The organism is Frateuria sp. Soil773, assembly GCF_001428405.1.
Lineage (GTDB): Bacteria > Pseudomonadota > Gammaproteobacteria > Xanthomonadales > Rhodanobacteraceae > LMSL01.
The window spans coordinates 391,790-415,533 of sequence record NZ_LMSL01000041.1; the positions used below are offsets into that span (position 1 = coordinate 391,790).

General features: G+C 69.3%; 21 protein-coding genes. 3 read left to right on the plus strand and 18 right to left on the minus strand.

The window, feature by feature from the left end; genetic code table 11:
- Nucleotide 1: 1 nt before the first annotated feature.
- Nucleotides 2–508, minus strand: a complete 507-nt coding sequence (locus tag ASG87_RS17575) for a hypothetical protein (protein WP_056008245.1) — start codon at nucleotides 506–508, stop codon at nucleotides 2–4.
- Nucleotides 505–1,284 carry a phosphatidylcholine/phosphatidylserine synthase gene (locus tag ASG87_RS17580; RefSeq protein ID WP_056008248.1) on the minus strand — a complete coding sequence of 260 codons (780 nt, stop codon included), beginning with the start codon at nucleotides 1,282–1,284 and terminating at the stop codon, nucleotides 505–507. The genes ASG87_RS17575 and ASG87_RS17580 overlap by 4 nt, the downstream gene beginning before the upstream one ends.
- Before the next feature lie 107 nt (nucleotides 1,285–1,391).
- On the opposite strand from ASG87_RS17580, the gene ASG87_RS17585 reads away from it, so the two are divergent.
- The 3 genes from ASG87_RS17585 (at nucleotide 1,392) to ASG87_RS17595 (ending at nucleotide 4,155) form a co-directional block, all read left to right on the plus strand.
- Complete coding sequence (locus ASG87_RS17585) at nucleotides 1,392–1,802, plus strand: DUF4124 domain-containing protein (protein WP_056008251.1); 411 nt, start codon at nucleotides 1,392–1,394, stop codon at nucleotides 1,800–1,802.
- A 101-nt stretch (nucleotides 1,803–1,903) separates the two neighbouring features.
- The gene (locus ASG87_RS17590; RefSeq protein ID WP_056008254.1) at nucleotides 1,904–3,601 is read left to right on the plus strand and encodes a proline--tRNA ligase; all 1,698 of its coding nucleotides are present in this window, start codon (nucleotides 1,904–1,906) and stop codon (nucleotides 3,599–3,601) included.
- A 230-nt stretch (nucleotides 3,602–3,831) separates the two neighbouring features.
- The gene (locus ASG87_RS17595) at nucleotides 3,832–4,155 is read left to right on the plus strand and encodes an H-NS histone family protein (protein WP_056008256.1); all 324 of its coding nucleotides are present in this window, start codon (nucleotides 3,832–3,834) and stop codon (nucleotides 4,153–4,155) included.
- Between the two features lie 315 nt (nucleotides 4,156–4,470).
- Here ASG87_RS17595 and ASG87_RS17600 read toward each other — a convergent pair whose 3' ends face one another.
- From ASG87_RS17600 to ASG87_RS17675, 16 genes are all read right to left on the minus strand, one after another.
- Nucleotides 4,471–5,745, minus strand: coding sequence for a threonine/serine exporter family protein (locus ASG87_RS17600; RefSeq protein WP_056008257.1), 1,275 nt, complete (start codon nucleotides 5,743–5,745; stop codon nucleotides 4,471–4,473).
- A complete protein-coding gene (locus tag ASG87_RS17605; RefSeq protein WP_056008259.1) occupies nucleotides 5,742–6,191 on the minus strand; it encodes an NfeD family protein in 450 nt (149 codons plus the stop codon). The genes ASG87_RS17600 and ASG87_RS17605 overlap by 4 nt, the downstream gene beginning before the upstream one ends.
- 52 nt (nucleotides 6,192–6,243) lie before the next feature.
- Nucleotides 6,244–7,197 carry an SPFH domain-containing protein gene (locus ASG87_RS17610; RefSeq protein WP_056008262.1) on the minus strand — a complete coding sequence of 318 codons (954 nt, stop codon included), beginning with the start codon at nucleotides 7,195–7,197 and terminating at the stop codon, nucleotides 6,244–6,246.
- Between the two features lie 59 nt (nucleotides 7,198–7,256).
- The gene (locus ASG87_RS17615) at nucleotides 7,257–8,642 is read right to left on the minus strand and encodes an ATP-binding protein (protein WP_056008265.1); all 1,386 of its coding nucleotides are present in this window, start codon (nucleotides 8,640–8,642) and stop codon (nucleotides 7,257–7,259) included.
- 25 nt (nucleotides 8,643–8,667) lie between these two features.
- A complete protein-coding gene (locus ASG87_RS17620) occupies nucleotides 8,668–9,012 on the minus strand; it encodes a hypothetical protein (RefSeq protein WP_157511146.1) in 345 nt (114 codons plus the stop codon).
- A gap of 113 nt (nucleotides 9,013–9,125) precedes the next feature.
- Nucleotides 9,126–10,466 carry a sigma-54 dependent transcriptional regulator gene (locus ASG87_RS17625; RefSeq protein WP_056008270.1) on the minus strand — a complete coding sequence of 447 codons (1,341 nt, stop codon included), beginning with the start codon at nucleotides 10,464–10,466 and terminating at the stop codon, nucleotides 9,126–9,128.
- Nucleotides 10,467–10,625: 159 nt separating this feature from the next.
- Entirely contained in the window at nucleotides 10,626–11,864 is a 1,239-nt protein-coding gene (locus ASG87_RS17630; RefSeq protein WP_056008273.1) for an FtsX-like permease family protein, read from the minus strand.
- 11 nt (nucleotides 11,865–11,875) lie between these two features.
- Nucleotides 11,876–13,186 carry an ABC transporter permease gene (locus tag ASG87_RS17635; protein WP_056008276.1) on the minus strand — a complete coding sequence of 437 codons (1,311 nt, stop codon included), beginning with the start codon at nucleotides 13,184–13,186 and terminating at the stop codon, nucleotides 11,876–11,878.
- Between the two features lie 118 nt (nucleotides 13,187–13,304).
- A complete protein-coding gene (locus ASG87_RS17640) occupies nucleotides 13,305–14,525 on the minus strand; it encodes an FtsX-like permease family protein (protein WP_056008278.1) in 1,221 nt (406 codons plus the stop codon).
- Entirely contained in the window at nucleotides 14,522–15,832 is a 1,311-nt protein-coding gene (locus ASG87_RS17645) for an ABC transporter permease (RefSeq protein ID WP_056008280.1), read from the minus strand. The genes ASG87_RS17640 and ASG87_RS17645 overlap by 4 nt, the downstream gene beginning before the upstream one ends.
- 66 nt (nucleotides 15,833–15,898) lie before the next feature.
- A complete protein-coding gene (locus ASG87_RS17650; protein WP_056008282.1) occupies nucleotides 15,899–17,122 on the minus strand; it encodes an FtsX-like permease family protein in 1,224 nt (407 codons plus the stop codon).
- A 25-nt stretch (nucleotides 17,123–17,147) separates the two neighbouring features.
- Nucleotides 17,148–18,440: an ABC transporter permease gene (locus ASG87_RS17655; protein ID WP_056008283.1), complete on the minus strand. Its 1,293-nt coding sequence runs from the start codon at nucleotides 18,438–18,440 to the stop codon at nucleotides 17,148–17,150.
- Between the two features lie 105 nt (nucleotides 18,441–18,545).
- Nucleotides 18,546–19,760, minus strand: a complete 1,215-nt coding sequence (locus ASG87_RS17660; protein WP_056008286.1) for an FtsX-like permease family protein — start codon at nucleotides 19,758–19,760, stop codon at nucleotides 18,546–18,548.
- 10 nt (nucleotides 19,761–19,770) lie between these two features.
- Nucleotides 19,771–21,096, minus strand: coding sequence for an ABC transporter permease (locus ASG87_RS17665; RefSeq protein ID WP_056008289.1), 1,326 nt, complete (start codon nucleotides 21,094–21,096; stop codon nucleotides 19,771–19,773).
- Between the two features lie 88 nt (nucleotides 21,097–21,184).
- Nucleotides 21,185–22,408: an FtsX-like permease family protein gene (locus ASG87_RS17670; protein WP_056008292.1), complete on the minus strand. Its 1,224-nt coding sequence runs from the start codon at nucleotides 22,406–22,408 to the stop codon at nucleotides 21,185–21,187.
- Nucleotide 22,409: 1 nt separating this feature from the next.
- On the minus strand, nucleotides 22,410–23,708 hold the full coding sequence (locus tag ASG87_RS17675) for an ABC transporter permease (RefSeq protein ID WP_056008296.1): 1,299 nt from the start codon (nucleotides 23,706–23,708) through the stop codon (nucleotides 22,410–22,412).
- Between the last annotated feature and the right edge of the window lie 36 nt (nucleotides 23,709–23,744).

The following is a 23,744-nucleotide window of genomic DNA, read 5'->3' on the forward strand; positions in this document are numbered from 1 at the left end:
GTCAGCCCGTATCGCCAGCCAGGGCGCGGCGCAGTTGCCGCATGGCCGACCACAGGCGGCGCTTGCCGGCGGCCGTCGCCAGGATCTGCGGCGGCTCGTCGGCGAGCACGATCTGCGCCTGCGCCATCGCCGCCGCCGGCAGGTCGCGGCCCAGCGCACGCGCCTGCGCTTCGCCGAACACCAGGTAGGCGCGCACCTGCGGTAGCGGTCCGGCCACCTGGCCGTCCGCAACGGCGATCCGCGCCGCGCGCGCCAGGCCGGCACCGTAGGCGGTCAGCGCGCGCCCCAGCAGGTCAAGCTCGCGCGTGGCGCAGCCGCCGGGCAGCACCACCGCGCAGGCCAGTGCCGGTACTGGCGCGGCATCGGTGCCGGGCGGCTCGCCGGCGGACACGGACGCGGCCATAGCCGCGCCCTGCCCCGGCGCACGCAGGACCCACGGCGCCACCCCGAGCGCGCGCAAAACGCGGGCGCGGTGCGATGCGGGCGTGGCGCGCGGCAAGGCGTTCATGCGGCGCCGCGGCGGGCCCGGCGATGCGTGGCCCGTCCCCACAGGGTCATCACCGGGCCGGACAGCAGGTAGAGCGACGAGCCCACGAACAGCACCCGCGCCGTGTCCAGCGCCAGCAGCACCAGCAGCAGCACGGCGGCCACCACCCACCAGAACGGCACGCGGTCGCGGTCGCCCATCGGCAGCGACTTGAAGCTGTAGTAGCGGAACCGGCTGACCATCAGCAGCCCCACCACCACCGCCAGCACGAGCGTGACGAAGCACAGGTCGGCGCCGCCGATCCCGAACTTGTCCATGCTCCATACGTACGACATGCACACCGCGGCGCCCGCCGGGCTGGCCAGTCCCTGGAAGTAGCGCTTGTCGATCACCCCGACCTGGGTGTTGAAGCGGGCCAGCCGCAGCGCGGCGCAGGCGGCGTAGACGAAGGCCGCGGCCCAGCCCGCCTTGCCCCACAGCGGGCCGAACTCCTTCAGCGCCGACAGCGACCAGGTGTACATCACCAGCGACGGCGCGAGGCCGAAGCTGACCAGGTCGGACAGCGAATCGTATTGCACGCCGAACTCGCTCTGCGTGCCGGTCAGCCGCGCCACGCGCCCGTCCAGGCCGTCCAGCAGCGCGGCCACGAAGACCGCGATGGCCGCATCCGCATAGCGGCCGCCGATGCTGGCCACGATCGCGTAATAACCTGCGAACATCGCCCCCGTGGTGAACAGGTTCGGCAGCAGGTAGATGCCGCGGTGCCGCGGCGTACGGGCGGGTGCGCTGTCGCTCATGGAGCAATCCGTGACGTAATGCGCGCAGTGTAAACCATGCGGCTTGAGTCCCGGCCGCGGCGGTGCTAACAAGTGCGCTGGCATCCCATCCCGTGCTGGAGAATCCCATGCGTCGCCCGCTTCTCGCCGCTGCGCTGCTGCTGCTGACCCCGATCGCTTTCGCCCAGGCCTATAAGTGGACTGATTCGCACGGCACGGTGCATTACTCCGAAACGCCGCCGGCGCAAGGCACCAGGTTCCAGAAAGTCGCCACGACCGGCACCGCCGAACCTCTTTCCAAGCCCGCCGCGCCGGAGCAGGTACCCGCTTCCAGCCCCGCCAGCGGGCCCGTGGCCGATACCCCCGAGAATCGCAGCAAGCTCTGCACTTCGCTCAAGATGAATATGGATGCCCTCAACGCCAAAGGCCCGGTGGTGATGGAGACCAACGGCAGGCAGCAGGCACTCGACGATAATCAGCGTCAGCAGCAGCTCGCCTCGGCGAACATGGACTACCAGCGTTATTGCGTGCCGCGCTGAGGTTTGCCGCTTTACCGAAGTAGGAAGCCTGGTTCCAGGCGGGCGATTGCCGCTCCGTTGGCTATAATCGGCGTCTTTAACGCCCGCCGGATCGAACCATCATGCGCCTCAGCCAATTCCACCTGGCCACCGTCAAGGAAATCCCCGCCGACGCCGAAATCGCCAGCCACCGGCTGATGCTGCGCGCCGGCATGATCCGCAAGCTCGCCTCCGGCCTGTATACCTGGAGCCCGCTGGGGCTGCGCGTATTGCGCAAGGTCGAGCGGATCGTGCGCGAGGAAATGGACCGCGCCGGCGCGATCGAAATGCTGATGCCGTCGGTACAGCCCAAGGAGCTGTGGGAGGAAAGCGGGCGCTGGGAGAAATTCGGCGACCAGTTGCTGAAAATCCGGGACCGCAAGGAGCAGGAGTTCTGCTACGGACCGACCCACGAGGAAGTCATTACCGATTTCGCCCGCAACGAGCTGAAAAGCTACAAGCAGCTCCCGGTCAATTTCTACCAGATCCAGACCAAGTTCCGCGACGAGATCCGCCCGCGCTTCGGCGTCATGCGTGCGCGCGAATTCCTGATGAAGGATGCCTATTCCTTCCATCTGACCCAGGAGTCGCTGGCCGAGACCTACGCGGCGATGTACCAGGCCTATACCCGCATCTTCACCCGGCTCGGCCTGCAGTTCCGCGCCGTGCAGGCCGACACCGGCGCGATCGGCGGCAATGCCAGCCACGAGTTCCAGGTGCTGGCCGATGCCGGCGAGGATGCGATCGCCTTCTCCGACGGCTCCGACTACGCCGCCAACGTCGAGAAGGCCACCTCGCTGCCGCCGGTCACCACACGGCCGGCGGCGGCCGCCGACCTGCAGCGCGTCGACACGCCGCGCGTGCGCACCGTGGAAGACGTCTGCCGCCATTTCGGCACCTCGCCCGACCGCGTGCTCAAGACGCTGCTGGTGCGCGGCCGCGACGGCCTGGTCGCACTGTGCCTGCGCGGCGACCACGAGCTCAACGAGGTGAAGGCCGGCAAGCTGGTCGAGCTGCCGGACGAAGCCGTGCTGGCCCCGGAGGCGGAGATCCTCGCCGCGGTCGGCGCCCACCCCGGCTTTGTCGGCCCGGTCGGGCTGCCCGACGCGATCCCCGTGATCGTCGACCGCGACGCCGCGGTGCTGGCCGACTTCATCTGCGGCGGCAACGCCGACGATACGCACTACGCCGGCGCCAACTGGGAACGCGACGCGCGGATCACCCGCGTGGAAGACCTGCGCCAGGTGGTCGAGGGCGATGCCTCCCCGGACGGCAAGGGCAGCCTGCATTTGGCGCGCGGCATCGAGGTGGGCCACGTGTTCCAGCTCGGCCAGAAGTACGCCCAGGCCCTGGGCGCCACCGTGGTGGACGACCAGGGCAAGAACCAGGTGATGACCATGGGCTGCTACGGCATCGGCGTCAGCCGCATCGTCGCCGCCGCGATCGAGCAGCGCCACGACGAGGCCGGCATCGTCTGGCCGGAGGCGATGGCGCCGTGGCAGGTCGCCGTCTGCGTGATCAACCCGAAGAACGTGCCGGCCGTGAACGAGGCCGCCGAGGCCCTGTACCGCAAGCTCGGCGCGCAGGGCGCGGAAACCCTGCTGGACGACCGCGGCCTGCGTCCCGGCGCCATGTTCGCCGACATCGAGCTGATCGGCATTCCGCACCGCGTGGTGGTGAGCGAGCGCGGGCTCGCCGCCGGCACGCTGGAATACCGCAAGCGCGACGAAGCCGAAGCGCGCGCGATTACCGAAGAAGAGCTGTTCGCACTGCTCGGCTGAATGGCAAGCCAAGGCTAATGAAAACGGCCGCGCAATGCGGCCGTTTTCGTATCAATATGGCACCGCCGTATCTGCATGCAATACGCCGCCATTGTCCATTGGCATTACCGCCGAATCGCCTTCTTTTGCAATTAATCGGAAAATCGGGGAGAATCCGGCGCGCGCCAGGAAGGCGACCATTTTCAATGATGATGCCCCCCTTAATTCACAATAGGCATACGGGAGTTACCATGGCAGTCGATATCAAGAACCTCAATCACAATCAACTCAACGACCTTATCAGCAAGGCCCAGCTCCGCCAGAGCGAACTGCGCAAGGAGAAGGTCGTCAAGATCCGCGAAAAGGTGCACGCGCTGATCAAGGCCGAGGGTTATTCGTTCGAGGATATCTTCGGCGGCTCGCGCGGCAAGGCCCGCCGCAGCACCGGCACGGTCGCCCCGAAGTACCGCAATCCCGGCAACCCGGAGCAGACCTGGTCCGGCCGCGGCAAGCGCCCGCGCTGGTTCAACGATGCGCTGAAGGCCGGCAAGAAGGAAAAGGATCTGGCGATCTGATCCGCTGCCATCCGGCACGATGGAAAAAACAAAACGCCGGCCTTGCGCCGGCGTTTTCCATTCTGGACGGACCGGCCTTAGAGCCTCTTCACGGTCTTCAGATACCTCCCCCCCACGATACGTCATCCCAGCCGTTTTCAACGGCCGCAGGGCCGGTCAAGCAGGAGGCGCTTTTCAGCAGCCGAAGGGCTGGTCATCCAGCGACTCTCCCCTTCCCCCAAAACCCAGAGGCACTGGATCCCAGCTCTTGCCCCCTTTTCGGGGTTCGCTGGGATGACGCCCCGTGGGGGGACTCGGGAGACTTTGAACAGGCGCCTAGAGCGAGCGCCGCGGCGATACCAGCAGGTCGCCGAACAACAGCCCCGCCACCAGCGAAACCAACAGCGTCACCAGCAGGATGCCGGTATCCGTACCGAGCGTGGTATCGCGCTCGAACAGGTAGGACACGCTGCGGAAACCCACGCTGCCCGGCACCAGCAGGATGATCCCCGGTTCGCGGATGACCGCGCCCGGGCGGTGCATGTAGCGCGCATACAGGTTGGACAATGCGCCCAGCAGCAGGCCGCCGAGGAAGACGCCGAACGGGGCGCCGGGGATCGCACCCGAGATCGCCCCGCCCCAACGCGTGGCGAGGTACCCCACGATCACCGCCGCCATCACCACCAGCCAGTCGCGCGGCGCGGCGCGGAACACGATGGCGAACGCCAGCGCGCCCAGCAGCAGGGCGGGGTAATCGGTCCAGTGCGGCAGCGGCGGCAGCGCGAAATCGCTGGCGTGGATGCCTATCGCCACGCACAACTGGCTGGCCGCGACCGTGCCGAAGGTGAGCTTGAGCAGGGTCGCCACCGCGCCGCCCATCCGCGCCATGCCGGCCACCAGGTGCTGGCTGGATATCTCGCGCACCGCGGTGGTCAGCGCCATGCCGGGCACCAGCACGATCAGGCTGGCCAGCACCACCGCCTTGATCGCCAGCGGCACCACGAAGGCGCTGACCAGGGTGGCGATGACGGTGGCCACGAGGGCGCTGATCGCTTCGCTCGCCACCGCCAGGCGCGGCCGGGTGGCCGACATCACGGTGATCGTGCCGATGATCAGGCCGATCGCGCACGCCACCACCAGGTCGGCCCAGGAGCTGTGCAGCAGCAGCGCCACGATGCTGGCCGCGGACAGGCCGTAGCTGGCGATCACGCCGGCCTGGGCGCGGCGCGTGTCCGGCAGGCCCAGGGCGCGCAGCAGGCGGAAGCCCTCGCGCAGCCCCAGCTCGCCGGCGATCGCGCGGTCGGCGATCGCGTCGGCCTCGCACAGGCGCGCCAGATTCACGTCGCCCGGCGGCAGCCGCATCACCTGGGTGACCTGGGCCAACCCTTCCTCGCCCTGGTTCAGTTCGGCGAAGGAAATGATGATCGCGGTGGGACTGGACCAGACGTCCGCCGCCAGCCCCAGCCGCTGCGCCGACCCGGCCACCGCCGACTCCAGCCGCGGCGTGGAGGTGCCGTACTGGTGCAGCCGGCGCGCCAGCTCGACCAGGAAGGCGATGCGCGTCGTCAGCGGGGCGCTGGAGGGCGCGGCGGCAGGCGACGGTTCGCTCATGCGGCGGGCCGCACCTTCAGGGTGGTGCCTTCCACGCCGAGCACCTCGACCGTGCTGCCCAGCGGCAGGTCCGGCCCGCTGACCAGCCACTGGCCGTCGCCCACCTGCGCCTTGCCGCGGCCGTTGACGATCGGCTCGACCAATACGTAGCGCTGCCCGATCATCTGCTCGCCGCGCCGGTTGAGCCGCTCGTCGCCGGCCGCATGGCGCTGCAGGCGCGGCCGCAGGCCGTACCAGTAGACCGCGCAGGAGGCGAACGCCAGCAGCGCGAAGGCCACCGCCTGCGCCAGCAGCGACAGCGAGGGCGCCACCAGCAGCAGCAGGCCGGTCGCCGCCGCCGCGATGCCGATCCACAGCATGAAGTAGCCGGGGATGGCCACCTCCAGCCCGATCAGCACCAGCGCAAGAATCCACCACAGATAATGCATCGTGATCTGTTGAACCATGTCATCCCCCTGTCCGCCGGTCGCCCCACGGCCGGCGGGATTGATGGTCCGCTCAGCGCATGGCCGGCGGCGTGGTGCGGGCGGGCGCGCCGCCCTGCTGCTGGGCCAGCGACTCCTTCGCCAGTTCCGCGATGCCGGCCAGCGAACCGAGGATGCCGGTGGCCTCCATCGGCAGCAGCAGCATCTTCTGGTTCGGCGAGTTGGCCATTTCCTTCAGGGCCTCGACGTACTTGTTGGCGACGAAGTAGTTCAGCGCGTTGACGTTGCCGCCGGCGATCGCGTCGGAAACCATCGTGGTCGCCTTCGCCTCGGCCTCGGCCAGGCGGATGCGCGCCTCGGCCTCGCGGAACGCGGCCTCCTTCTTGCCTTCCGCGGCGAGGATCGCCGACTGCTTCTCGCCGTCGGCCTTGAGGATGGCCGCCTGCTTGAAGCCTTCCGCCTCCAGGATGTTGGCGCGCTTCTCGCGCTCGGCCTTCATCTGCCGCGCCATCGAGTCGACCAGGTCGCGCGGCGGCGCGATATCCTTGATCTCGATGCGGTTGACCTTGACGCCCCAGGGATGGGTCGCCTCGTCGACCACGCGCAGCAGTTGCGCATTGATCGCGTCGCGCTTGCTCAGGGATTCGTCCAGGTCCATCGAGCCGAGCACGGTGCGGATGTTGGTCATCACCAGCGCCAGCGAGGCCTGCTCCAGGTTCGCCACCTCGTACGCGGCCTTGGAGGCGTCCAGCACCTGGTAGAACACCACGCCGTCCACGCGGACCACCGCGTTGTCCTTGGTGATGACGTCCTGCGACGGCACGTCGAGCACCTGCTCCATCATGTTCATCTTGCGCCCGACCGTCTGGTAGACCGGGATCAGGAAATGCAGCCCCGGGCTCAGCGTGCGGGTGTACTTGCCGAAGGTCTCCACCGTCCACTCGTAGCCCTGCGGCACGATCCGGACCAGCTTCACCAGCACCACGACCGCCACCACGATCAGGACCAGCGCAAACAGGCTTCCCATGACATCCTCCCTCCTCTGGCAGAAGCGGCGAGTATAGGCGAGGAGCCCGCCGATGCCGCCTAGCCGTGCGCCGCGCCGGACGGCAGCAGCAGGCTCACGCGCAGGCCGCCCTTCTCGCGGTTGGCCAGCGCCACGCGGCCGCCGTGCGCCTCGGCGATCTCGCGCGCCAGCGCCAGCCCCAGCCCGGTGCCGGAGCGCTTGGTGGAATAGAACGGCAGCAGCGCCTGGGCCAGCACCGTCTCGCTCATGCCGGGGCCGCGGTCGGCCACCTCGATGCGCCACTCGTGGCCGACCAGGAGCAGCGACAGGGTCACCTCGTCTTCGTCGCCGCCGGCCTCGTGCGCGTTCTTGATCAGGTTGATCAGCACCTGCTCGATCTGCACCGCATCGAACCAGCCGGGCTGGGTCGGCACCGCGCCGGCCAGGCGGTAGCGGCAATGCAGGGCCAGGCTGTCCAGGAACGCCGGCCACTCGATCTTCTGCGGCTGCGGCGCCGGCAGCTTGGCGAAGCTGGCGTAGCCGGCGATGAAGCTGTGCAGGTGCCGCGCCCGCTCGCCGATGGTGGCGAACACGCCGGGCAGGCGGGCCAGGTCGCCGCGGCGGGCCAGCTCGGCGCCGGAATGCGCCAGCGAGGAGATCGGCGCCAGCGAATTGTTCAGCTCGTGGCTGATCACCCGGATCACCCGCTTCCAGGTGGTCACTTCCTGCCGCGACAGCTCGCGCGTCATGCGGCGGAACAACTGCAGGCGGTGCGGCTGGCCCTGCAGGCGGAACGCGCGCTGCGACAGGTGGAAGGTCTCCTCGCCGCCGTCCATCTCCACGCTGAGCAGCGCATCCTCGCCGCTCTCCACCGCGCGGCGCAGCGGCGGCGGCACGTCGTCCAGCAGCTCGTTGAAATCCAGCCCGTTGAGGCTGCGCCCCTCGTTGAACAGGTGCCGCGCGGCGATGTTGGCGTAGGTGACGCGGCCGCTGGCATTGGTGAGCACCAGCGCCACCGGCGTGTTCTGCACCACGGTGTCCAGCAGCAGTTCGCGCTGCACCAGGTGCTGGCGCTGCTCGCGCAGGGTCTGCCCGAGCGCGTTGTGCATGCGGATCAGCGTGCCCAGCTCGTCGCCGCGGTCGGCCGCGATGGAAAAGCTGAAATCGCCGTCGCGATAGCTGGCCACCGCCCCTTCCAGCGCGCGCAGCAGCCGCTTGACCGGCGCCATCGCCAGTCCGGCCAGCCAGAACGCCAGCGGCAGCAGCACCAGCAGGCTTGCCAGCAGGCCGCCGTACGCGCCGACCTGGGTCGGCGCGCGCACGTTGATCGCAAGGTCGCGGTGCAGCCAGCCGATGATCTGCGGCAGCGGCCACTGGGTGACCCCCACGTAGATCAGCGCCCCGGCCACGCCGGCCAGGGCCAGCAGCGCGGTCAGCCGCGTCTCCAGCGAATTCAGCCGCGGCATGCCGCGCTCCCGGCGGGATCGCGGCTCAGCGGCACGCAGGGTCCCTGGGCGTGTTCACGCAGTTCACGGCCGGGCGGCCGTCGCTGCCCACCACGCTGCGACCCATCACCGGCGCCTTGCCGGACTGGGCCTGGGCGGCGTTGCCCGGGGCGTCCTTGTAGCCGGCGCGCTGCTTGAACTTGAAGTGGCCGGACTCGCCGTCCGCGGCCTTCTGCGGCATGGCGCCATAGGCCGTGGAACCGGCCGGCGCGGGCTGCTTCGAGGCTTTCCAGTCGTCGCTGAGGCGGCTGGCGTCGGTCGCGCTCTGGGCCAGCGACGCGTCGGCGAGGGCCAGCGCGAGCAGGGCGAAAATCAAGGTACGCGATCGCATGAAGGTCTCCTGCAAGGTCAGGCGTCGATCATCCCCCGCCGCCGCGCGAGCGGCAAGGATGACTCATGGCCGGCCGGATGGCCGCGTCGCTTCCGGCATGCCGATCCGGGCGGCTACGACTGCGCGGCCAGCCCGTAGCGCTCCATCCGCCGGTACAGCGCCTGCCGCGACAGGCCCAGCGCCTGCGCGGCGCGGCTGACCACGCCGTCGGCCTTGTGCAGCGCCGCCTCGACCGACTCGCGGCTGGGCTCGTCCAGGTTGCGCGCCGCCTGCGGCGTGTGCTGCGGCAGGTTGAGCAGCGGCGGCGTGATGACGCCGTCGCCGGCGAGCAGGGCGGCGCGCTCGATCGCGTTCTTCAGCTCGCGCACGTTGCCCGGCCACGGATAGCCGAGCAGGACCTCGCGCGCGGCGTCGCCGAGCGCGGCGCGGCCGTCCAGGAAATGCTCGGCCAGCGGCAGGATGTCGTCGCTGCGCTCGGCCAGCGGCGGCAGGTTCACCTCGATCACGTTGAGGCGGTAGTAGAGATCCTCGCGGAACGTGCCCGCGCGCACCATCGCCTTGAGGTCGGCATTGGTCGCGCTGAGCACGCGCACCTTCACCTGCCGGGTGCGGCCGGAGCCGAGCCGCTCGAACTGGCCGGTCTCCAGCACGCGCAGCAGCTTCACCTGGCCGGACAGCGGCAGGTTGCCGATCTCGTCGAGGAACAACGTGCCGCCGTCGGCCAACTCGAAGCGGCCCTCGCGCGCCTTGTTCGCGCCGGTGTAGGCACCGGCGTCGGCGCCGAACAGCTCCGCCTCGATCAGCTCGCCCGGCAGCGCGCCGCAGTTCACCGCCACGAACGCCCCGCTGCGCACCGCCGAGTTGGCGTGCACGATCGCCGCGATGCGCTCCTTGCCGGCGCCGTTCGGGCCGGTGATCAGCACCGGCACCGGCGAGCGCGCCACCTGGCAGGCCAGCTCCAGCGTCTGCGCCATCGCGTCGGAGGCGAACACCAGGCCGTCCAGTTCGTAGGTGCGGTGCAGCGCGTCGCGGCGGCGCCGGCGCTCCTGCCGCGTGCGCGTCACCTCGCGGGTGGATTCGGACAGCTCCAGCAGGTTTTCCACCGTCGCCAGCAGCTTGGTGTCGTCCCACGGCTTGGCCAGGTAGTCGGCGGCGCCGGCCTTGACCAGTTCCACCGCGGTCTCCAGGTGCGTCCATGCGGTCAGCAGCACCACCGGCAGGTCGGTATGGCGCTGGCGGATCGCGCGGAACAGCGCCACGCCCTCCTCGCCCGAGGTGGTGTCGGCGGTGAAGTTCATGTCCTGGATCACCACGTCGACGCTCTCGCGCTCCAGCAGCTCCAGCCCCTCCTTCTGGGTGAGCGCGATCAGCGGCCGGATGTCGTGCAGCGAAAGCAGCAGCGACAGCGCTTCGCCCACGGCGGGGTTGTCGTCGATGATCAGAACGGTACGCATCTTTTTCCTGCACATGTCGACATGGATGCAGCTCCACGCCGAAAGGTTGCCATGACTGATGGCATTCTCGCGTAATTTCGCGCCGGCGAGGCGGTCGGCGGGCCGGGCGACGGCGAGCCGCCCCGCCGCGGCCCGCCATCCCCGCCGTCCGCGGCGCCCTCAGGCCGAGCGCATCGCCACCACCGGCGGCACCGCCGCGGCGCGGCGCGCAGGCCCGAGCACCGCTAGCTGCCCCAGCGCCCACAGCGCCAGCGCGCCTACCGGCAGGTAGAACAGCGGCAGCCGCGGCAGTTCGTAGAGCCTCATCAGCGCCAGGTTCAGCGCGCAGGCCAGCAACAGGCCCAGCACGACGCCGGCAGTGACGACCAGGAAGTTCTCGGCCAGGAAATAGCGCAGGATGTCGCCGCGGGTGGCGCCGATCGCCCGGCGGATGCCGATCGTACGTCGGCGCTGCTGCACCCAGAAATTCGCCAGCCCGGTGATGCCCAGCGCGGTGACGAACAGCAGGCCCAGCCCGGAGGCGACCAGCAGGCCGATCATGGTGGTGTCGCGCTGGAAATACTTGGCGCGCATCTGCGAGAACGTGCGCATCCGCTTCGGATTGACGATGCGGTTCGGGCTGGCCTTCACCAGCGCGGCCGACGCGGCCTCCAGCACGCGCTGGCGATCCTGCGGCGCGCTGCGCATCACGTACGTCACGCCGGAACCGTCGGGTAGCTGCGGCCACAGCATGCTGTCGTAGTCGACCCCCGGCTTGCGCAGGTTCGGGCGCAGCAGGGTGTCCACGATGCCGACCACGCGGATGGTCCGGTCGCCCACGTACAGGCTCTGCCCCAGCGCCGGCCGGTCCGGGTACAGGTGCTGCGCGAGCGCGCGGCTGATGATGGCGACCGCCGGGTTGCTCTTGTAGCCCACGACGTACTCGTCCGGCAGGAAATCGCGCCCCTCGACCAGGCGCAGGCCCAGCGTGCCGATCAGGCCGGGCGTGCCGTCGTAGACGCTGGGCTGCAGGCAGCCGGAGCCGTCCATCGACATCAGTTGCCGCACGCGATCCATCGCCTGCTTGTCCGGGCAGGTACCGTAGGACGATTCGCTCCGGCCCAGCGGCAGCGCATAGCTGACCGCCGCCACCGCGCGGACGCCGGGAATCGCCCGCAGCGCCGCCAGGTCGGCGGTATGCCGCGCCTGCGCGTTCTCGTCCTTCTCGATGCCCGCGCTGTGGATCATCGAAAGCTCCCGTTCGGCGACGCCGGTGGGCACGCTGATCCGCTGCACGCGTCCGGCCACCATGAACACCACGTTGCAGACGATGGCGCAGGTGAAGGCCACCTGCAGCACCAGCAGGATCGTGGTGAGCCTGTGGTGGCGCAGGCTGGCAAGTATGGGTTGCAATTGCATGTCCGGGATCCTCACAGGGCCTTCAGTTGCAGCGCCGGCGCCACGCGGCACACGCGCAGCGCCGGCAGCAGGCCGGCCAGCACGCTGGCGACGATGGCCAGCACGAAGGTGCCCAGCAGCATCGGTACGTCCATCTGCGCCAGTTGCGCGTAGTCGTCCGGGCGCTGGCGCACGCTCCACAGGCCGAGCTGGGCGATGGCGAGCCCGAGCACGCCGCCGGCCACCCCGATCACCGCCGATTCCACCCCCAGTTGCAGGAAGATGTCGCGCCGCTGCGCGCCCAGCGCCCGCCGCACGCTGATCTCGCCGCTGCGCCGCAGGAACTTCGCCAGCAGCAGGGCCACGATGTTGACCATGCACACGAGCAGGAAGCCCAGCGCCAGCCAGAGCTGCAGGCGCACGTCGTTCGGCACCAGGTTCTCGTGCGCCAGCCAGCCCATCAGGCTGTACAGCCTGGCGTTCGTCGGCGGCCGTTCGAAGCGGCCCAGCGCCTTCTGCTGCGCGGAGTAGTCGACCAGGAACTGCCGGTAGGCCGCCACCTGCGCGGGCGTGTCCAGTTGCATCCAGAACTGCAGCCAGCTCGTGCTGGCGTTGGTCTTCGAGTTCGCCTCGTCCCTGCCCCATCCGGAGTTGTTGCCGTTCACCGAAAGGTCCAGGTCCACCGCCACCGACAACGGGAGGAAAAACTGGTCGTCGTCGCTGTACTGGCTGCCGGTGGCGTCGGCGTAGAACATCGGCTTCGGCGCCCAGTCGCCGGCGATGCCGACCACGCGGTAGTCGTTGTCCTCCAGCCGCACCGTCCGGCCGAGCCCGCCGGCGTCGCCGAACAGCTTGCGCGCCAGCGCACTGCCCAGCACCACCACGTGCGCGCGCGCCTCGTCGTCGGCCGCGGACCAGCCCTGCCCCTGCTCGAACGGCACGCCGAACATCGCGAAGAAATCCGCCGTGGCGTAGCGGCCATTGGCGTTGAACGGCTGCAGGCCGGCCCGCGCCGGACGCACCATCAGCGAGCCGCCTGCCATCGCCGCCTGCCGCGTGGCGCGGTGCGCCTTGAGCAGGGCCATCGCGTCCGGCCAGGTGAGGTTGTCGGCCGGGTCGGGGCTGTCGTCGCCCTGCTTGTAGGCCAGCGGCAAGGGGTCGATGCGCGGCGTGTACAGGTGCGCGCTGCGCCCCGGCAGCGGATCGTCGGTCATCACGTGCAGCACCGTCAGCATGGTCATGCTGGCGCCGATGCCGAGCCCGATCGCGATCACCATCAGCGCGGTGAGCACCGGCGTGCGACGCAGGCTGCGCCATGCCAAATCGAGATAGTAGCCAAACATTCCACGCACTCCTTTCAGACTTTTCCATTCCCCGGCGGAAGCACCCCGTGCGCGATGCTTTTAGAGCGCAGAAAGCGCATCGCGCACGGCAGAGGCATTCCCGCCGCAGTTCCGTGCCTCACACCGACCGCGTCGCAACGGCCGGCGGCACCGCGGCCGCGCGCAGCGCCGGGCCGAGCACCGCCAGCTGGCCGAGCAGCCAAAGTGCCAGTGCGCCCGCCAACAGGTAATGCGCAGGCAGGTGGGCCAGCTCGAAGCGGTGCATCAGGAACAGGTTCAACGCATAGGCGAAAAACACCCCCAGCAGCACGCCGCCGCTGACGATCAGGAAATTTTCGGCCTGGAAGTAGTTGAGGATGTCGCCTCGCGTGGCACCCAGCGCCCGGCGCATGCCGATCTGCCGGCGCCGTTGCTGCACCCAGAAGCTGGCCAGCCCGCTCACGCCCAGCGCGGTGACCACCAGCAGGATCGCGATGATCGCCACCAGCATGCGGCCGGCGGCGAGGTCGCTCTTGAAGTAGTTTTCGCGCAGTTCGGCCATGGTATGGACCTTGTTCTCCACATGGCCGGGGTTGGCCTTCTGCAAGGCGGCGGCCGCTGCCTTGAGCGCCTGCGGCAATTGGCCGGGCCGACTGCGGATCAGGTAGCCGCCGCCCAGGTCCTGCGCGCCGATGCGGTACTCGGTCAGCAGTGCGTCGTCGTCGTTCGCGCGGCCGGTCACCTCGCTGCGCAGGTGATCGATGATGCCGATCACGCGATACGCATACCTGCCGTCGTAGAGAATGCGCTCCAGCGCCTTTCCGTCCGGATAGAGACGCTGTGCCAGGGCCTGCGTCATCAGCGCGGGCAACGGCGTATCCGTCTTTTTCATGAAGACATCCATCAGGTCCGGCAGATCGCCGTCGTTGAAATCGCGCCCCTGCACGATGCGCAATCCCAAGGTGGTACTCATGTGCTGGCTGCCCTGGACCACGTAGGCATGCGCGACCGGCCGCGAGCGCGCGGCGTCCGGAAAGATGGGATTCGTCTCCTTGCCCACGAAGGGCGGCGAACCGTAGGCCGCATCCAGCACGCCGGGCGCGTTGCGCAGTACGGCGATGTTTTCCGCACCCGTGCCCGGGTTGTCCTGACCCAGCACGCCGATGCTCTGAATCCATCCGATCTGGCTTTCCGCCACGCCTGTCGCCATGTGCGAACGCTGCATGGTGCCGTACACGATGAACACCAGGTTGCCGAGTACCGCCATGGTCAGCGCGATCTCGAGCATGAGCAGCGTCACCGCGGTCTTGTGGCTGCGCAGCGCGGAAAGAATGGGGCGGATCTGACGGAGAATTCTCATAGCGATTTCACCTGCAGGGCAGGAGCCACGCGCGAGGCGCGCAGGGCGGGCCACACGCCGGCGAGCAGCGCCGACAGCACCGCCAGGCCAAGCGCAATGCCCAGCATGGAAGGATCGAAGTGCGCGGAGGCGGCGAAGCTCACCGGTTGCTGGCGCACCATCCACAGGCCGAGCCAGGCCAGCGGCAGGCCCAACAGGCCGCCGGCCACCCCTACCACACCGGCCTCGACAAGGCACTGCACGAATACGGCGCGACGCGATGCGCCCAGCGCGCGGCGCACGCCGATCTCGCCCGACTTGCGCAGGAACTTGGCCACCATCAGGCCCACGGTGTTGACCATGCAGATCAGCAGCACGCCGAAGGCGATCCACGTCTGCATGCGCACGGTCACCGGGATCACGTGCTTGTAGTCCAGCCAGTCGATCAGGCCGCGCAGGCGCGCGTTGGGCGCACGCTGGAAGCGGCCAAGCTGGCGCTGCTGCGCGCTGTATTGCTCCAGCGCCGCACGGTAGCCCGCTACCTGCGCGGGCGTGTCCAGCTCCACCCAGAACTGCGCCCAGGTGCATTGCGGCGTCTTGGGATTGTGCTCGCCCGCATGGGGGTCGTTGCCCCAGCAGTTCACCGGGCCGTAGCCGTAGTCCTGCGGCAGGTCCAGCCAGGTGAAGAACGGCAGGTACATCTGCTCCGATTGCTCGAATGCGCCACTGTTGATGTCGTAGAAGCGCGGCTGCGGGTTCCACTCGTCGATCACGCCAACCACGCGAAAGGTCTTGGTGGCGATCACCAGATTCCTGCCTACGCTGTTCTCGCCGCCGAACAGCTTCTGGTTCATCGCACGCGACAACACCACCACCCGCGCCTGGTTCGCATCGTCCTGCGCCGACCAGGCCGAGCCGTAGAGGAAAGGCACGCCGAACATCGCAAAGAAATCGGCCGTGGTGGCACGGTCGGTGTACATCGCCAGCGGGCTGTCCGGCGCATCTGCGCGTGTGGGCAGGTGATTGGAACTCATGACCGCTCGACGCGGCGCGGCGCCCATCCGGTACAGATTCACCGCGTCGATGTAGGTCAGGTCGTCCGGCGGCTCGTCGGATGCGGCCGACAGATCCGTCGGGCGCGGGTCCACCTGCGGGTGGAACAGCAGCCCGCTGCGCCCCGGCATCGGGTTGCCCGACAGGTTGTGCAGCACCGCCAGCATGGTGACCGAGGTGCCGATGCCCAGCGCGATCGCCAGCATCATCAACCCGGCCAGTGTCTTGTGCTGTCTGAAGCTGCGCAATGCCAGGTCAAAATAATAGGCGAGCATCGATCGCTCCTCGGTTCAGGCGTTCCCCCGAGGGCGGAACCCCCATGGAAGATGGTCTCGGAAAATTCATACCGACCGCGTCGCCACTACCGGCGGCACCGCCGCGGCACGCAGGGCCGGGCCGAGCACGGCGAGCTGGCCCAGCACCCACAGCACCAGCGCGCCCAGCGGCAGGTAGTACCCGGGCAGGCGGCCCAGTTCGTAATGCCGCATCAGCAGCAGGTTGATGCCGTAGGTCAGCACCATGCCCAGCACGATGCCGAGCGTGGCGATCAGGAAGTTCTCGGCCTGGAAGTAGCGCAGGATGTCCCCGCGGGTCGCCCCGATCGCGCGGCGGATGCCGATCTGCCGGCGGCGCTGCGCCACCCAGAAACTGGTCAGCCCCACGATGCCCACGGCCGTGACGACCAGCAGCAGCAGGCATACGCCCACCAGCAGCCACGCCATCGCGCGATCGTTGCGGTAGTACTTGTCGCGCTGCGACTCCAGGGTGAAAGCGTATTTCGGCGTGATCAGGCGCATCGGGCCGCTGGCCTTCAGTGCGCGCAGCGCGCCCTGGATCACCGCCTCCCGCTGCGATGCGTCCTTGACCCGGATCACGTAGGCACCTTCCGTGTAAGGCAGGTTCACCGGGAACATCATGGCGTAGCCGTAATACGCCGCGGGACCGGAGTCGCGCGGCTGCACCAGCCGATCCAGCACCCCCACTACGCGGTTGGCGCCGAAGGCATAGATGGTCTTGCCGACCGCCGGCTGCCCCGGGAACAGATGCTCCGCCACCGCCTTGGTGATGATGACGGGCAGGCCGGGGCTGCCGCTGATGAGCTGCTCTCGGGTGACGAATTCGTCCGGCTTGAACCACTGGCCCGCTGCCAGTTTCAGGCCCAGCGTGCCGGCCAGCCGTGCGTCGCCCATGTACTGCGTGACCGGGATGCTCGGCGCCTTCGCCGCGTCGCTGAGGCTGACGCCGCTGGAGCTGAGCGAGTTGCCGAACAGCGTCTGGTTGATGACCGATGCGCTGGCGACGCCCGGGATGGCCTGCAGCGCGGCCAGGTCGGTGCGCGTCTGCGCCATGACCGCATCCGCCGAACCGGGCGTGACGCTGCCGATGAACAACTCGACCACGTGTGCCTCGTCCACGCCGCTGGGCCGCTGCATGCGCTCCAGCCGGTCGCCGATGAGGAACAACGCATTGCAGACCACCGCGCAGGAGAAGGCGATCTCCAGCACGAGCAGGCCGACGGCGATCCGGTGGCGGCCCAGGGCGCTCAGAATGTGACGGAAGTGCATCGGTAATGTCCTCTCGCCTGACGGCCTAGTTCGACTTGAGTGCCACGGCGGGCGCCACGTGCATGGCCCGCCACGCCGGCAGCAGGCCGGCCAGCAGGCTGCTCGCCAGGGCCAGCACGAAGGTGGCCAGCAGCATGCGCAGGTCCATGTGGACGTACGCGCCGTAGTCGGTCGGCTGGTGGCGCACCAGCACCAGGCCCAGCGCGGCCAGCGCCAGGCCGAACGCGCCGCCGGCGATGCCCACCACGCCGGCCTCCACCAGGCACTGCACGAAGATCGCGCGACGCGAGGCGCCCAGCGCGCGGCGCACGCCGATCTCGCCGCTGCGGCGCAGGAACTTCGCCAGCAGCAGGCCCACGGTATTGAGCAGGCAGATGCCCAGGAAGCCCAGCGCCAGCCAGGTCTGCAGGCGCACGTCGGCGGGCACCACGCCCTTGGCGTCCAGCCACTGCATCACGTCCAGCAACCCGGCTTGGCCGTCGTGGGTGAAACGCCCGCCCTGCTGCTGCAGGGCGATGTAGTTCTGCAGGTACTGCCGGTAGGCCGCCGCCTTGGCCGGGGTGCCCAGTTCCGCCCAGTACTGCAGCCATATGCACGGCGCGTCGGCGGCGCGTGGGTCGGGCGCGTTGCCCCAGCAGCTCGTCGAGCCGCTGGTGGACAGCTTCAGGTCCAGCGCCGTGGACAGGGGTACGAACACCTGCTCGCTGTCGCCGAACTGGCCGTTGCTGAGGTCGTAGAAGCGCGGGTTCATGCTCCAGTCGCCGAGCACGCCGACGATGCGCAGGGACTGGTCGCCCACCCGCAGCGTCTGCCCCACGCTGTCCGCGCCGCCGAAGAGCTGTTCGTTCAGCGCGTCCGAGATCACCGCGACGCGCGCGCGGCCCGCATCGTCCTCGCGGCGCCAGGCCGCGCCGTAGCGCATCGGCGCGTCGAACATGGGGAAGAAATCCGCGCCGGTATAGCGCGTCGCCACGCGCAGCGGCTCACCCTTCGCGGACACGACCACCATCGCGCCCGCCGACATCGCCGCCTGGCGGTCCGCCTGCCCGGCAAGAAGCAGCGCCTCGGCGTCGCGGCGGGTCAGGTTGTCCGGCACCTTGTCGCCCTGGCGGAAGCTGTCGTCCGGATACACGTTCATGCGCACGCGAAAAAGCTGCGCGCTCTTGCCCGGGATCGGATCGCCCGACAGCACGTGCATCACCGTCAGGGTGGTCATGCTGGTGCCGATGCCCAGCGCGATCGCCAGCACCATCAGCGCGGTGAGCACCTTGTTGCGCTTGAGGCTGCGCAATGCCAGATCGAGGTAATAGCCGAACATCCGTCACTTCTCCCCTTGCCCATGCCTTGCCGCGGCGCGCTTCCCGTGCGGCGAAGCGTCCAGTGGAAAACCGCGCGCGCCGGCCGCGTGCCGGCGCGCCCGGCCTCATCCCGACCGCGTCGCCACCACCGGCGGCACTGCCGCGGCGCGCAGCGCGGGGCCCAGCACCGCGACCTGGCCCAGCCCCCACAGCGCCAGCGCGCCGGCAGGCAGGTAGGCCAGCGGCAGGTGCGGCAGCTCGTAGAACCGCATCAGCATCGCGTTGAGCGCGAAGGCCAGCAGCATGCCGAGCGCGATGCCGAAGGTGACGATCAGGAAGTTCTCGGTCTGGAAGTAGCGCAGGATGTCCCCGCGCGTGGCCCCGATCGCGCGGCGGATGCCGATCTGCCGGCGCCGTTGCTGCACCCAGAAGCTGGCCAGGCCGACGATGCCCAGCGCGGTGACGCCGAGCAGGGCGGCGACCACGCCCACCAGCAGGCTTGCCATCACGCGGTCGCTGCGGAAGTAGCGCTCGCGCAGGTCGCCGAGGGTGCGGCTGTTCTCGTGGTCGATCACCACGTCGGGGACGGCCCTGGCGATCGCCGCCTTGGCGTCGCGCAGCACGCGCGGCAGGTCCTGCGGGGCGGCGCGCAGCAGGTAGGTGCCGACCAGGTTGGGGCCCGGCTGCGTGGGCACGAACACCGACCACTCGATGGTGCCGGTACCGCCCTCGCCCGCGCCCGGCCGCGCCATGTGAGCCACCACGCCAATCACGCGGAAGTGGTAGTCGCCGCTCCAGAACTCCTTGCCCAGCGGGTCCTGCCCTGGCCACAGGTGTTCGGCCAGGGTGTGGCTCACCACCACCTGCGAGTCCTTCGGCGCGAAGCCGACCATCGGCTGGAAATCCCCCGTCTGCGGAGCGCGGCCGGCAACCAGGCGCAGGCCCAGCGCCTCGAAGCTGCCGGGCCCGTCGAGGTACAGCCCCACCACGCCGCCGAAGCGCTTGCCTTCCCGGTCGAGGTTGATGCCGGCATTGCCGGTCGGCAGGCCGAACGGCGCGGTGTTGACCACGCTCGCCGACTGCATGCCGGGCACGGCGCGCAGGCCGGCGAGCATGCGCGCATTGAGGTCGCCCGCCTGCGCCGCCTCGAAACCGTCGATCTTGAACACCGCCAGCGCGCTCTCGTCCACGCCGCTGTCCACGCGGGTCAGCCCCATGCGATGGGCGATCAGGAAGCAGGCGTTGCACAGCACCGCGCAGGCCAGCGCGATCTCCAGTGCGATCAGCAAGGTGGCGAGGCGGTGCTTGCGCAGCGCGGCGAGAATCAGTCCAGTCTGCATGCGTTTCCCCTCACAGAACCTTGAGTTGCAGGGCCGGCGCGATGCGGCTGGCCCGCATGGCCGGCAGCGCGCCGGCGAGCAGGCTCACCGCCACGGCCAATCCGAAGGTGACCAGGAACATCGCCACGTCCAGGCGTGCCAGGTCGGCGTAGGCCACCGGCTGGCGGCGGATCAGCCACAGGCCCAGCAGGGTGAGCAGCCAGCCGCCGACGCCGCCGAGCACGCCGATCAGGCCCGCCTCGACCAGGCACTGCGCGAACACCGCGCGGCGGGTGGCGCCCAGTGCGCGGCGCACGCCGATCTCGCCGCCGCGGCGCAGGAATTTCGCCAGCAGCAGGCCCACCGTGTTGAACAGGCAGATCGCCAGGAAGGCGAACGCCAGCCAGGTCTGCAGGCGCACATCGCTGGGCACCACCTGGTTGAAATCCAGCCACTGCATCAGGCCCATCATGCGCGTGTCCTCGGCATACGCGATGCGCCCCAGCGTCTTCTGCTGCGCCGCGTAGCTGGCCAGGAAACTCCGGTAGCCGGCCACCTTCGCCGCGTCGTCGAGCTGCACCCACAGGCCCATCCACACGCACGGCGAGCTTTGCAGGCTGGCGTTGGCGGAGTCCCAGCCGGCCCAGCAAGTGAACGCATCGAAGTCGTTGCCGACGAGGTCCTCGGCGGCGGCGAACGGCACGAACACGTCCTCGGGCCGGCCGAAGAAGCTGGCGGTGTCGCCGTTGGAGTAGCGCCCGCCGCGCACGTCGTAGAACACCGGCGAGGGCCGCCACGGCGCCAGCACGCCCACGATGCGCACGTCGCCGTCCTTCAGCCGCAGCGTGCGGCCCACGCTGTCCTCGCCGCCGAACAGCTTGCGGTTGAGGTCGTCGGAGATCACCACCACGCGGGTGCGCCCGGCGTCGTCGTCGGCGCTCCAGCCGCGGCCGTAGCGGAACGGCGCGTCGAACATGGGAAAGAAATCCGCCGTGGTGGCCAGCGTCGGCACCATCAGCGGCGGCCGGCCCGAGCCCGGCGCGCCCAGCTTCACGGTGGCGTTGGCGATCAGCGCCTGGCGGTCCGCGCGGCGGGCGCTCCACAGGTCCATCGCCGAGCGGTAGTCCATCACGTCCCACGGCCCGTGCTTGGTGGACGCATGCGGCGACGGGTTCACCTGCGGATAGAAGATGCGCTGGCTGCGGCCCGGCAGCGGATCGCCGGAGAGCAGGTAGGTCACCGTGAGCGTGGTCATGCTGGCGCCGATGCCGACCGCGATCGCGATCACCATCAGCGCCGTCAATACCTTGTTGCGCTTCAGGCTGCGCAGTGCGAGATCGAGGTAGTAAACAAACATATCGTCATTCCATCGGGTTCGTCGGCGACGGTTCGCCGTTCGGGGGATTGCATGGGCGGGTTGCCCGGAAACCGGATGCGCCGAGCCGCTACACCGAGCGCGTCGCCACCACCGGCGGCACCGCGGCCGCGCGCAGCGCGGGCCCGAGCACCGCCGCCTGGCCGATCAGCCAGAGCACGGCGGCGCCCACGGGCAGGTAGAACGCCGGCAGCCGCGGCAACTCGTAGTGCACCATCAGGAACAGGTTGATGCCGTAGGCGAGCACCATCCCCAGTGCGATGCCGATCGTCGCCAGCAGGAAGTTCTCGGTCTGGAAGTAGTGCAGGATGTTCCCCCGCGTGGCGCCCAGCGCGCGGCGCACGCCGATGGTGCGCCGCCGCTGCGCCACCCAGAAGCTGCCCAGGCCGACGATGCCCAGCGCGGTCACCACCAGCAGGGCCACGCAGACGCCGAGCATCAGCCCCGCCATCGAGCGGTCGCCCTGGAAGAAATCGTCGCGGAGTTCGTCCAGCGTCTTCTTGTCCAGGATCACCCGGTGCGGGTCGGCCTTGCGCAGCGCGGCGGCGGCGGCGGCGAGCACCCGCTCGCGCTCGGCCGGCGCGCTGCGCAGCACGTAGCGACTGGCGTTGCCGGTATCCATCCGCAGCGGAAACACCATCGACCACTGCGCGCTGGCGTCGCCGTTGAACAGCGAGGGACGGATCAGCCCCGCCACCACGCCGATCACCCGCACCGAGGAATCGCCCAGGTAGATCGACCTGCCCAGCGGGCTCTGCCCCGGCCACAGTTTTTCGGCCAGCCCCTGGGTGATCACGATCGAGCCCACCTTGGCCTGCAGCTCTTCGTTGTTGCGGATGTCCGCGAAATCCATGTACTCGTCGTCGCGGAAATAGCGGCCGGCCACCAGGCGCGTGCCGAAGGTCTGCAGCAGGTTCTCCCCGTAGTACTGCGTGGCGTTGAGCGTGGCCAGCTTCTGCTTGGGGTCGAGCTTGATGCTGGTGTTCCACGAACTGTTGGTGAAAGGCACCTCGTTGACCAGCGCCGCCGCGGTCACGCCGGGGATCTGCCGCAGCAGCGCAAGGTCCTCCCTGGCGCGCGCCTTCGCATCCGCCTGCTGGCCGATGCTGGCCGCCTGCACCATTATCAGCTCGTGCTGGGCCACGCCGCCGGGCATCTTCATCCGTTCCAGGCGATTGCTGATCAGGAACACCGCGTTGCAGACGATGGCGCAGGTCAGCGCGATCTCCAGCACCACCAGCAAGGCGGTGGTCTTGTGCCGGCGCAGGGTGGAGAGAATGGGCACGATGTCCATGTCAGTTGCTCTTCAGTTGCAGGGCGGGAGTGACCTGGCAGGCGCGCCAGGCTGGCAGCAGACCGGCCAGCAGCGTCGCGCCGACGGCAAGCAGGAACGTGGTCGCGAGCATCGGCAGGTCCAGGTGCGCCAGCGCGGCATAGTTCACGGGCTGCCTGCGTACCAGCCACAGGCCGGCCACGGCCAGCAGCAGGCCGCCAAGGCCGCCGACCAACCCGACCGTGCCCGCCTCCACCAGCAGTTGCGCGAATACCGAGCGCCGCGATGCGCCCAGGGCGCGGCGCACGCCCAGCTCGGCGCTGCGGCGCAGGAACTTGGCCAGCATCAGGCCCACCGTGTTGACCAGGCACACCAGCAGGAAGCCCAGCGCCAGCCACACCTGCAGGCGCACGTCCGAGGGCACCACCTTGGCGTAGTCCAGCCACTCCATCAGGTTGCGCAGGCGCACGTTGGGCGGCCGCTGGAAATTGCCGATCGCCTTCTGCTCCTGCGAATAGTGGATCAGGAAATCCTTGTAGGCCGCCGCCTTGGCCGGCGAATCGAGCTGCACCCAGAGCTGCAGCCAGGTGCAGGTGGCGGTCTTCATGTTGTCGCCCGAGCCCTTGCCCCAGCAGTCCATCGAGCCGTTGCGGCCGAACTTCAGGTCGGCCGCGGTGGTCAGCGGCACGAACACGCTCTCCTCGCCCCCGTAGCGCGCCGAGAAGAGATCGTAGAAGTGCGGGTTGGGCCGCCAGTCGTCGATCACGCCGACGACGCGGAACGCCACGTCCTCCATCCGCACGGTGCGCCCGGTGCTGTCCGCGCCGCCGAACAGCTTGTCGTTGAGCTTGCGCGAGAGCACCGCCACCCGCGCGCTGCCGTCGTCGTCGGCCTCGCTCCAGGCGCGACCGTAGAGGAAGGGCACCTCGAACATGGCGAAGAACCCGGCGGTGGTGTAGCGCGCGTCGTCGTAGAAGGGCTCGAGCGACGACTGCTCCGGCTGGATCGGCACCGAGCCGCCGGTCATCAGCGCCTGGTTGTCCGCACGCTTGGCGTGCAGCAGGTTCATGCCGTCGGTCCAGCTTACCTGCAGCGGCGGCTCGTTCTGCGGCTGGTAGCCGTCCATGTCCTGCGGGTCGATCTGCGGGTAGTAGAGCCGCGCGCTCTTGCCCGGCAACGGGTCGCCGGACAGCACGTGCAGCACGGTCAGCGTGGTCATGCAGGCGCCGATGCCCAGCGCGATCGCCACCACCATCAGGGCGGTGAGCATGCGGTTGCGCTTGAGGCTGCGCAACGCCAGATCGAGGTAGTAGCCGAACATCGTGTCGCCCCTGTCGAAAGGTCCGCCTTCGCGGGT

Excerpts from the sequence above, each read along its gene's own strand:
- ASG87_RS17640 (WP_056008278.1), bottom strand. The coding sequence starts at position 14,525 with ATGAGAATTCTCCGTCAGATCCGCCCCATTCTTTCCGCGCTGCGCAGC.
- ASG87_RS17620 (WP_157511146.1), bottom strand. The coding sequence starts at position 9,012 with ATGCGATCGCGTACCTTGATTTTCGCCCTGCTCGCGCTGGCCCTCGCC.
- ASG87_RS17590 (WP_056008254.1), top strand. The coding sequence starts at position 1,904 with ATGCGCCTCAGCCAATTCCACCTGGCCACCGTCAAGGAAATCCCCGCC.
- ASG87_RS17610 (WP_056008262.1), bottom strand. The coding sequence starts at position 7,197 with ATGGGAAGCCTGTTTGCGCTGGTCCTGATCGTGGTGGCGGTCGTGGTG.
- ASG87_RS17595 (WP_056008256.1), top strand. The coding sequence starts at position 3,832 with ATGGCAGTCGATATCAAGAACCTCAATCACAATCAACTCAACGACCTT.
- ASG87_RS17645 (WP_056008280.1), bottom strand. The coding sequence starts at position 15,832 with ATGCTCGCCTATTATTTTGACCTGGCATTGCGCAGCTTCAGACAGCAC.
- ASG87_RS17580 (WP_056008248.1), bottom strand. The coding sequence starts at position 1,284 with ATGAGCGACAGCGCACCCGCCCGTACGCCGCGGCACCGCGGCATCTAC.
- ASG87_RS17600 (WP_056008257.1), bottom strand. The coding sequence starts at position 5,745 with ATGAGCGAACCGTCGCCTGCCGCCGCGCCCTCCAGCGCCCCGCTGACG.
- ASG87_RS17605 (WP_056008259.1), bottom strand. The coding sequence starts at position 6,191 with ATGGTTCAACAGATCACGATGCATTATCTGTGGTGGATTCTTGCGCTG.
- ASG87_RS17635 (WP_056008276.1), bottom strand. The coding sequence starts at position 13,186 with ATGTTTGGCTACTATCTCGATTTGGCATGGCGCAGCCTGCGTCGCACG.
- ASG87_RS17660 (WP_056008286.1), bottom strand. The coding sequence starts at position 19,760 with ATGCAGACTGGACTGATTCTCGCCGCGCTGCGCAAGCACCGCCTCGCC.
- ASG87_RS17630 (WP_056008273.1), bottom strand. The coding sequence starts at position 11,864 with ATGCAATTGCAACCCATACTTGCCAGCCTGCGCCACCACAGGCTCACC.
- ASG87_RS17575 (WP_056008245.1), bottom strand. The coding sequence starts at position 508 with ATGAACGCCTTGCCGCGCGCCACGCCCGCATCGCACCGCGCCCGCGTT.
- ASG87_RS17650 (WP_056008282.1), bottom strand. The coding sequence starts at position 17,122 with ATGCACTTCCGTCACATTCTGAGCGCCCTGGGCCGCCACCGGATCGCC.
- ASG87_RS17665 (WP_056008289.1), bottom strand. The coding sequence starts at position 21,096 with ATGTTTGTTTACTACCTCGATCTCGCACTGCGCAGCCTGAAGCGCAAC.
- ASG87_RS17625 (WP_056008270.1), bottom strand. The coding sequence starts at position 10,466 with ATGCGTACCGTTCTGATCATCGACGACAACCCCGCCGTGGGCGAAGCG.
- ASG87_RS17670 (WP_056008292.1), bottom strand. The coding sequence starts at position 22,408 with ATGGACATCGTGCCCATTCTCTCCACCCTGCGCCGGCACAAGACCACC.
- ASG87_RS17615 (WP_056008265.1), bottom strand. The coding sequence starts at position 8,642 with ATGCCGCGGCTGAATTCGCTGGAGACGCGGCTGACCGCGCTGCTGGCC.
- ASG87_RS17585 (WP_056008251.1), top strand. The coding sequence starts at position 1,392 with ATGCGTCGCCCGCTTCTCGCCGCTGCGCTGCTGCTGCTGACCCCGATC.
- ASG87_RS17655 (WP_056008283.1), bottom strand. The coding sequence starts at position 18,440 with ATGTTCGGCTATTACCTCGATCTGGCATTGCGCAGCCTCAAGCGCAAC.
- ASG87_RS17675 (WP_056008296.1), bottom strand. The coding sequence starts at position 23,708 with ATGTTCGGCTACTACCTCGATCTGGCGTTGCGCAGCCTCAAGCGCAAC.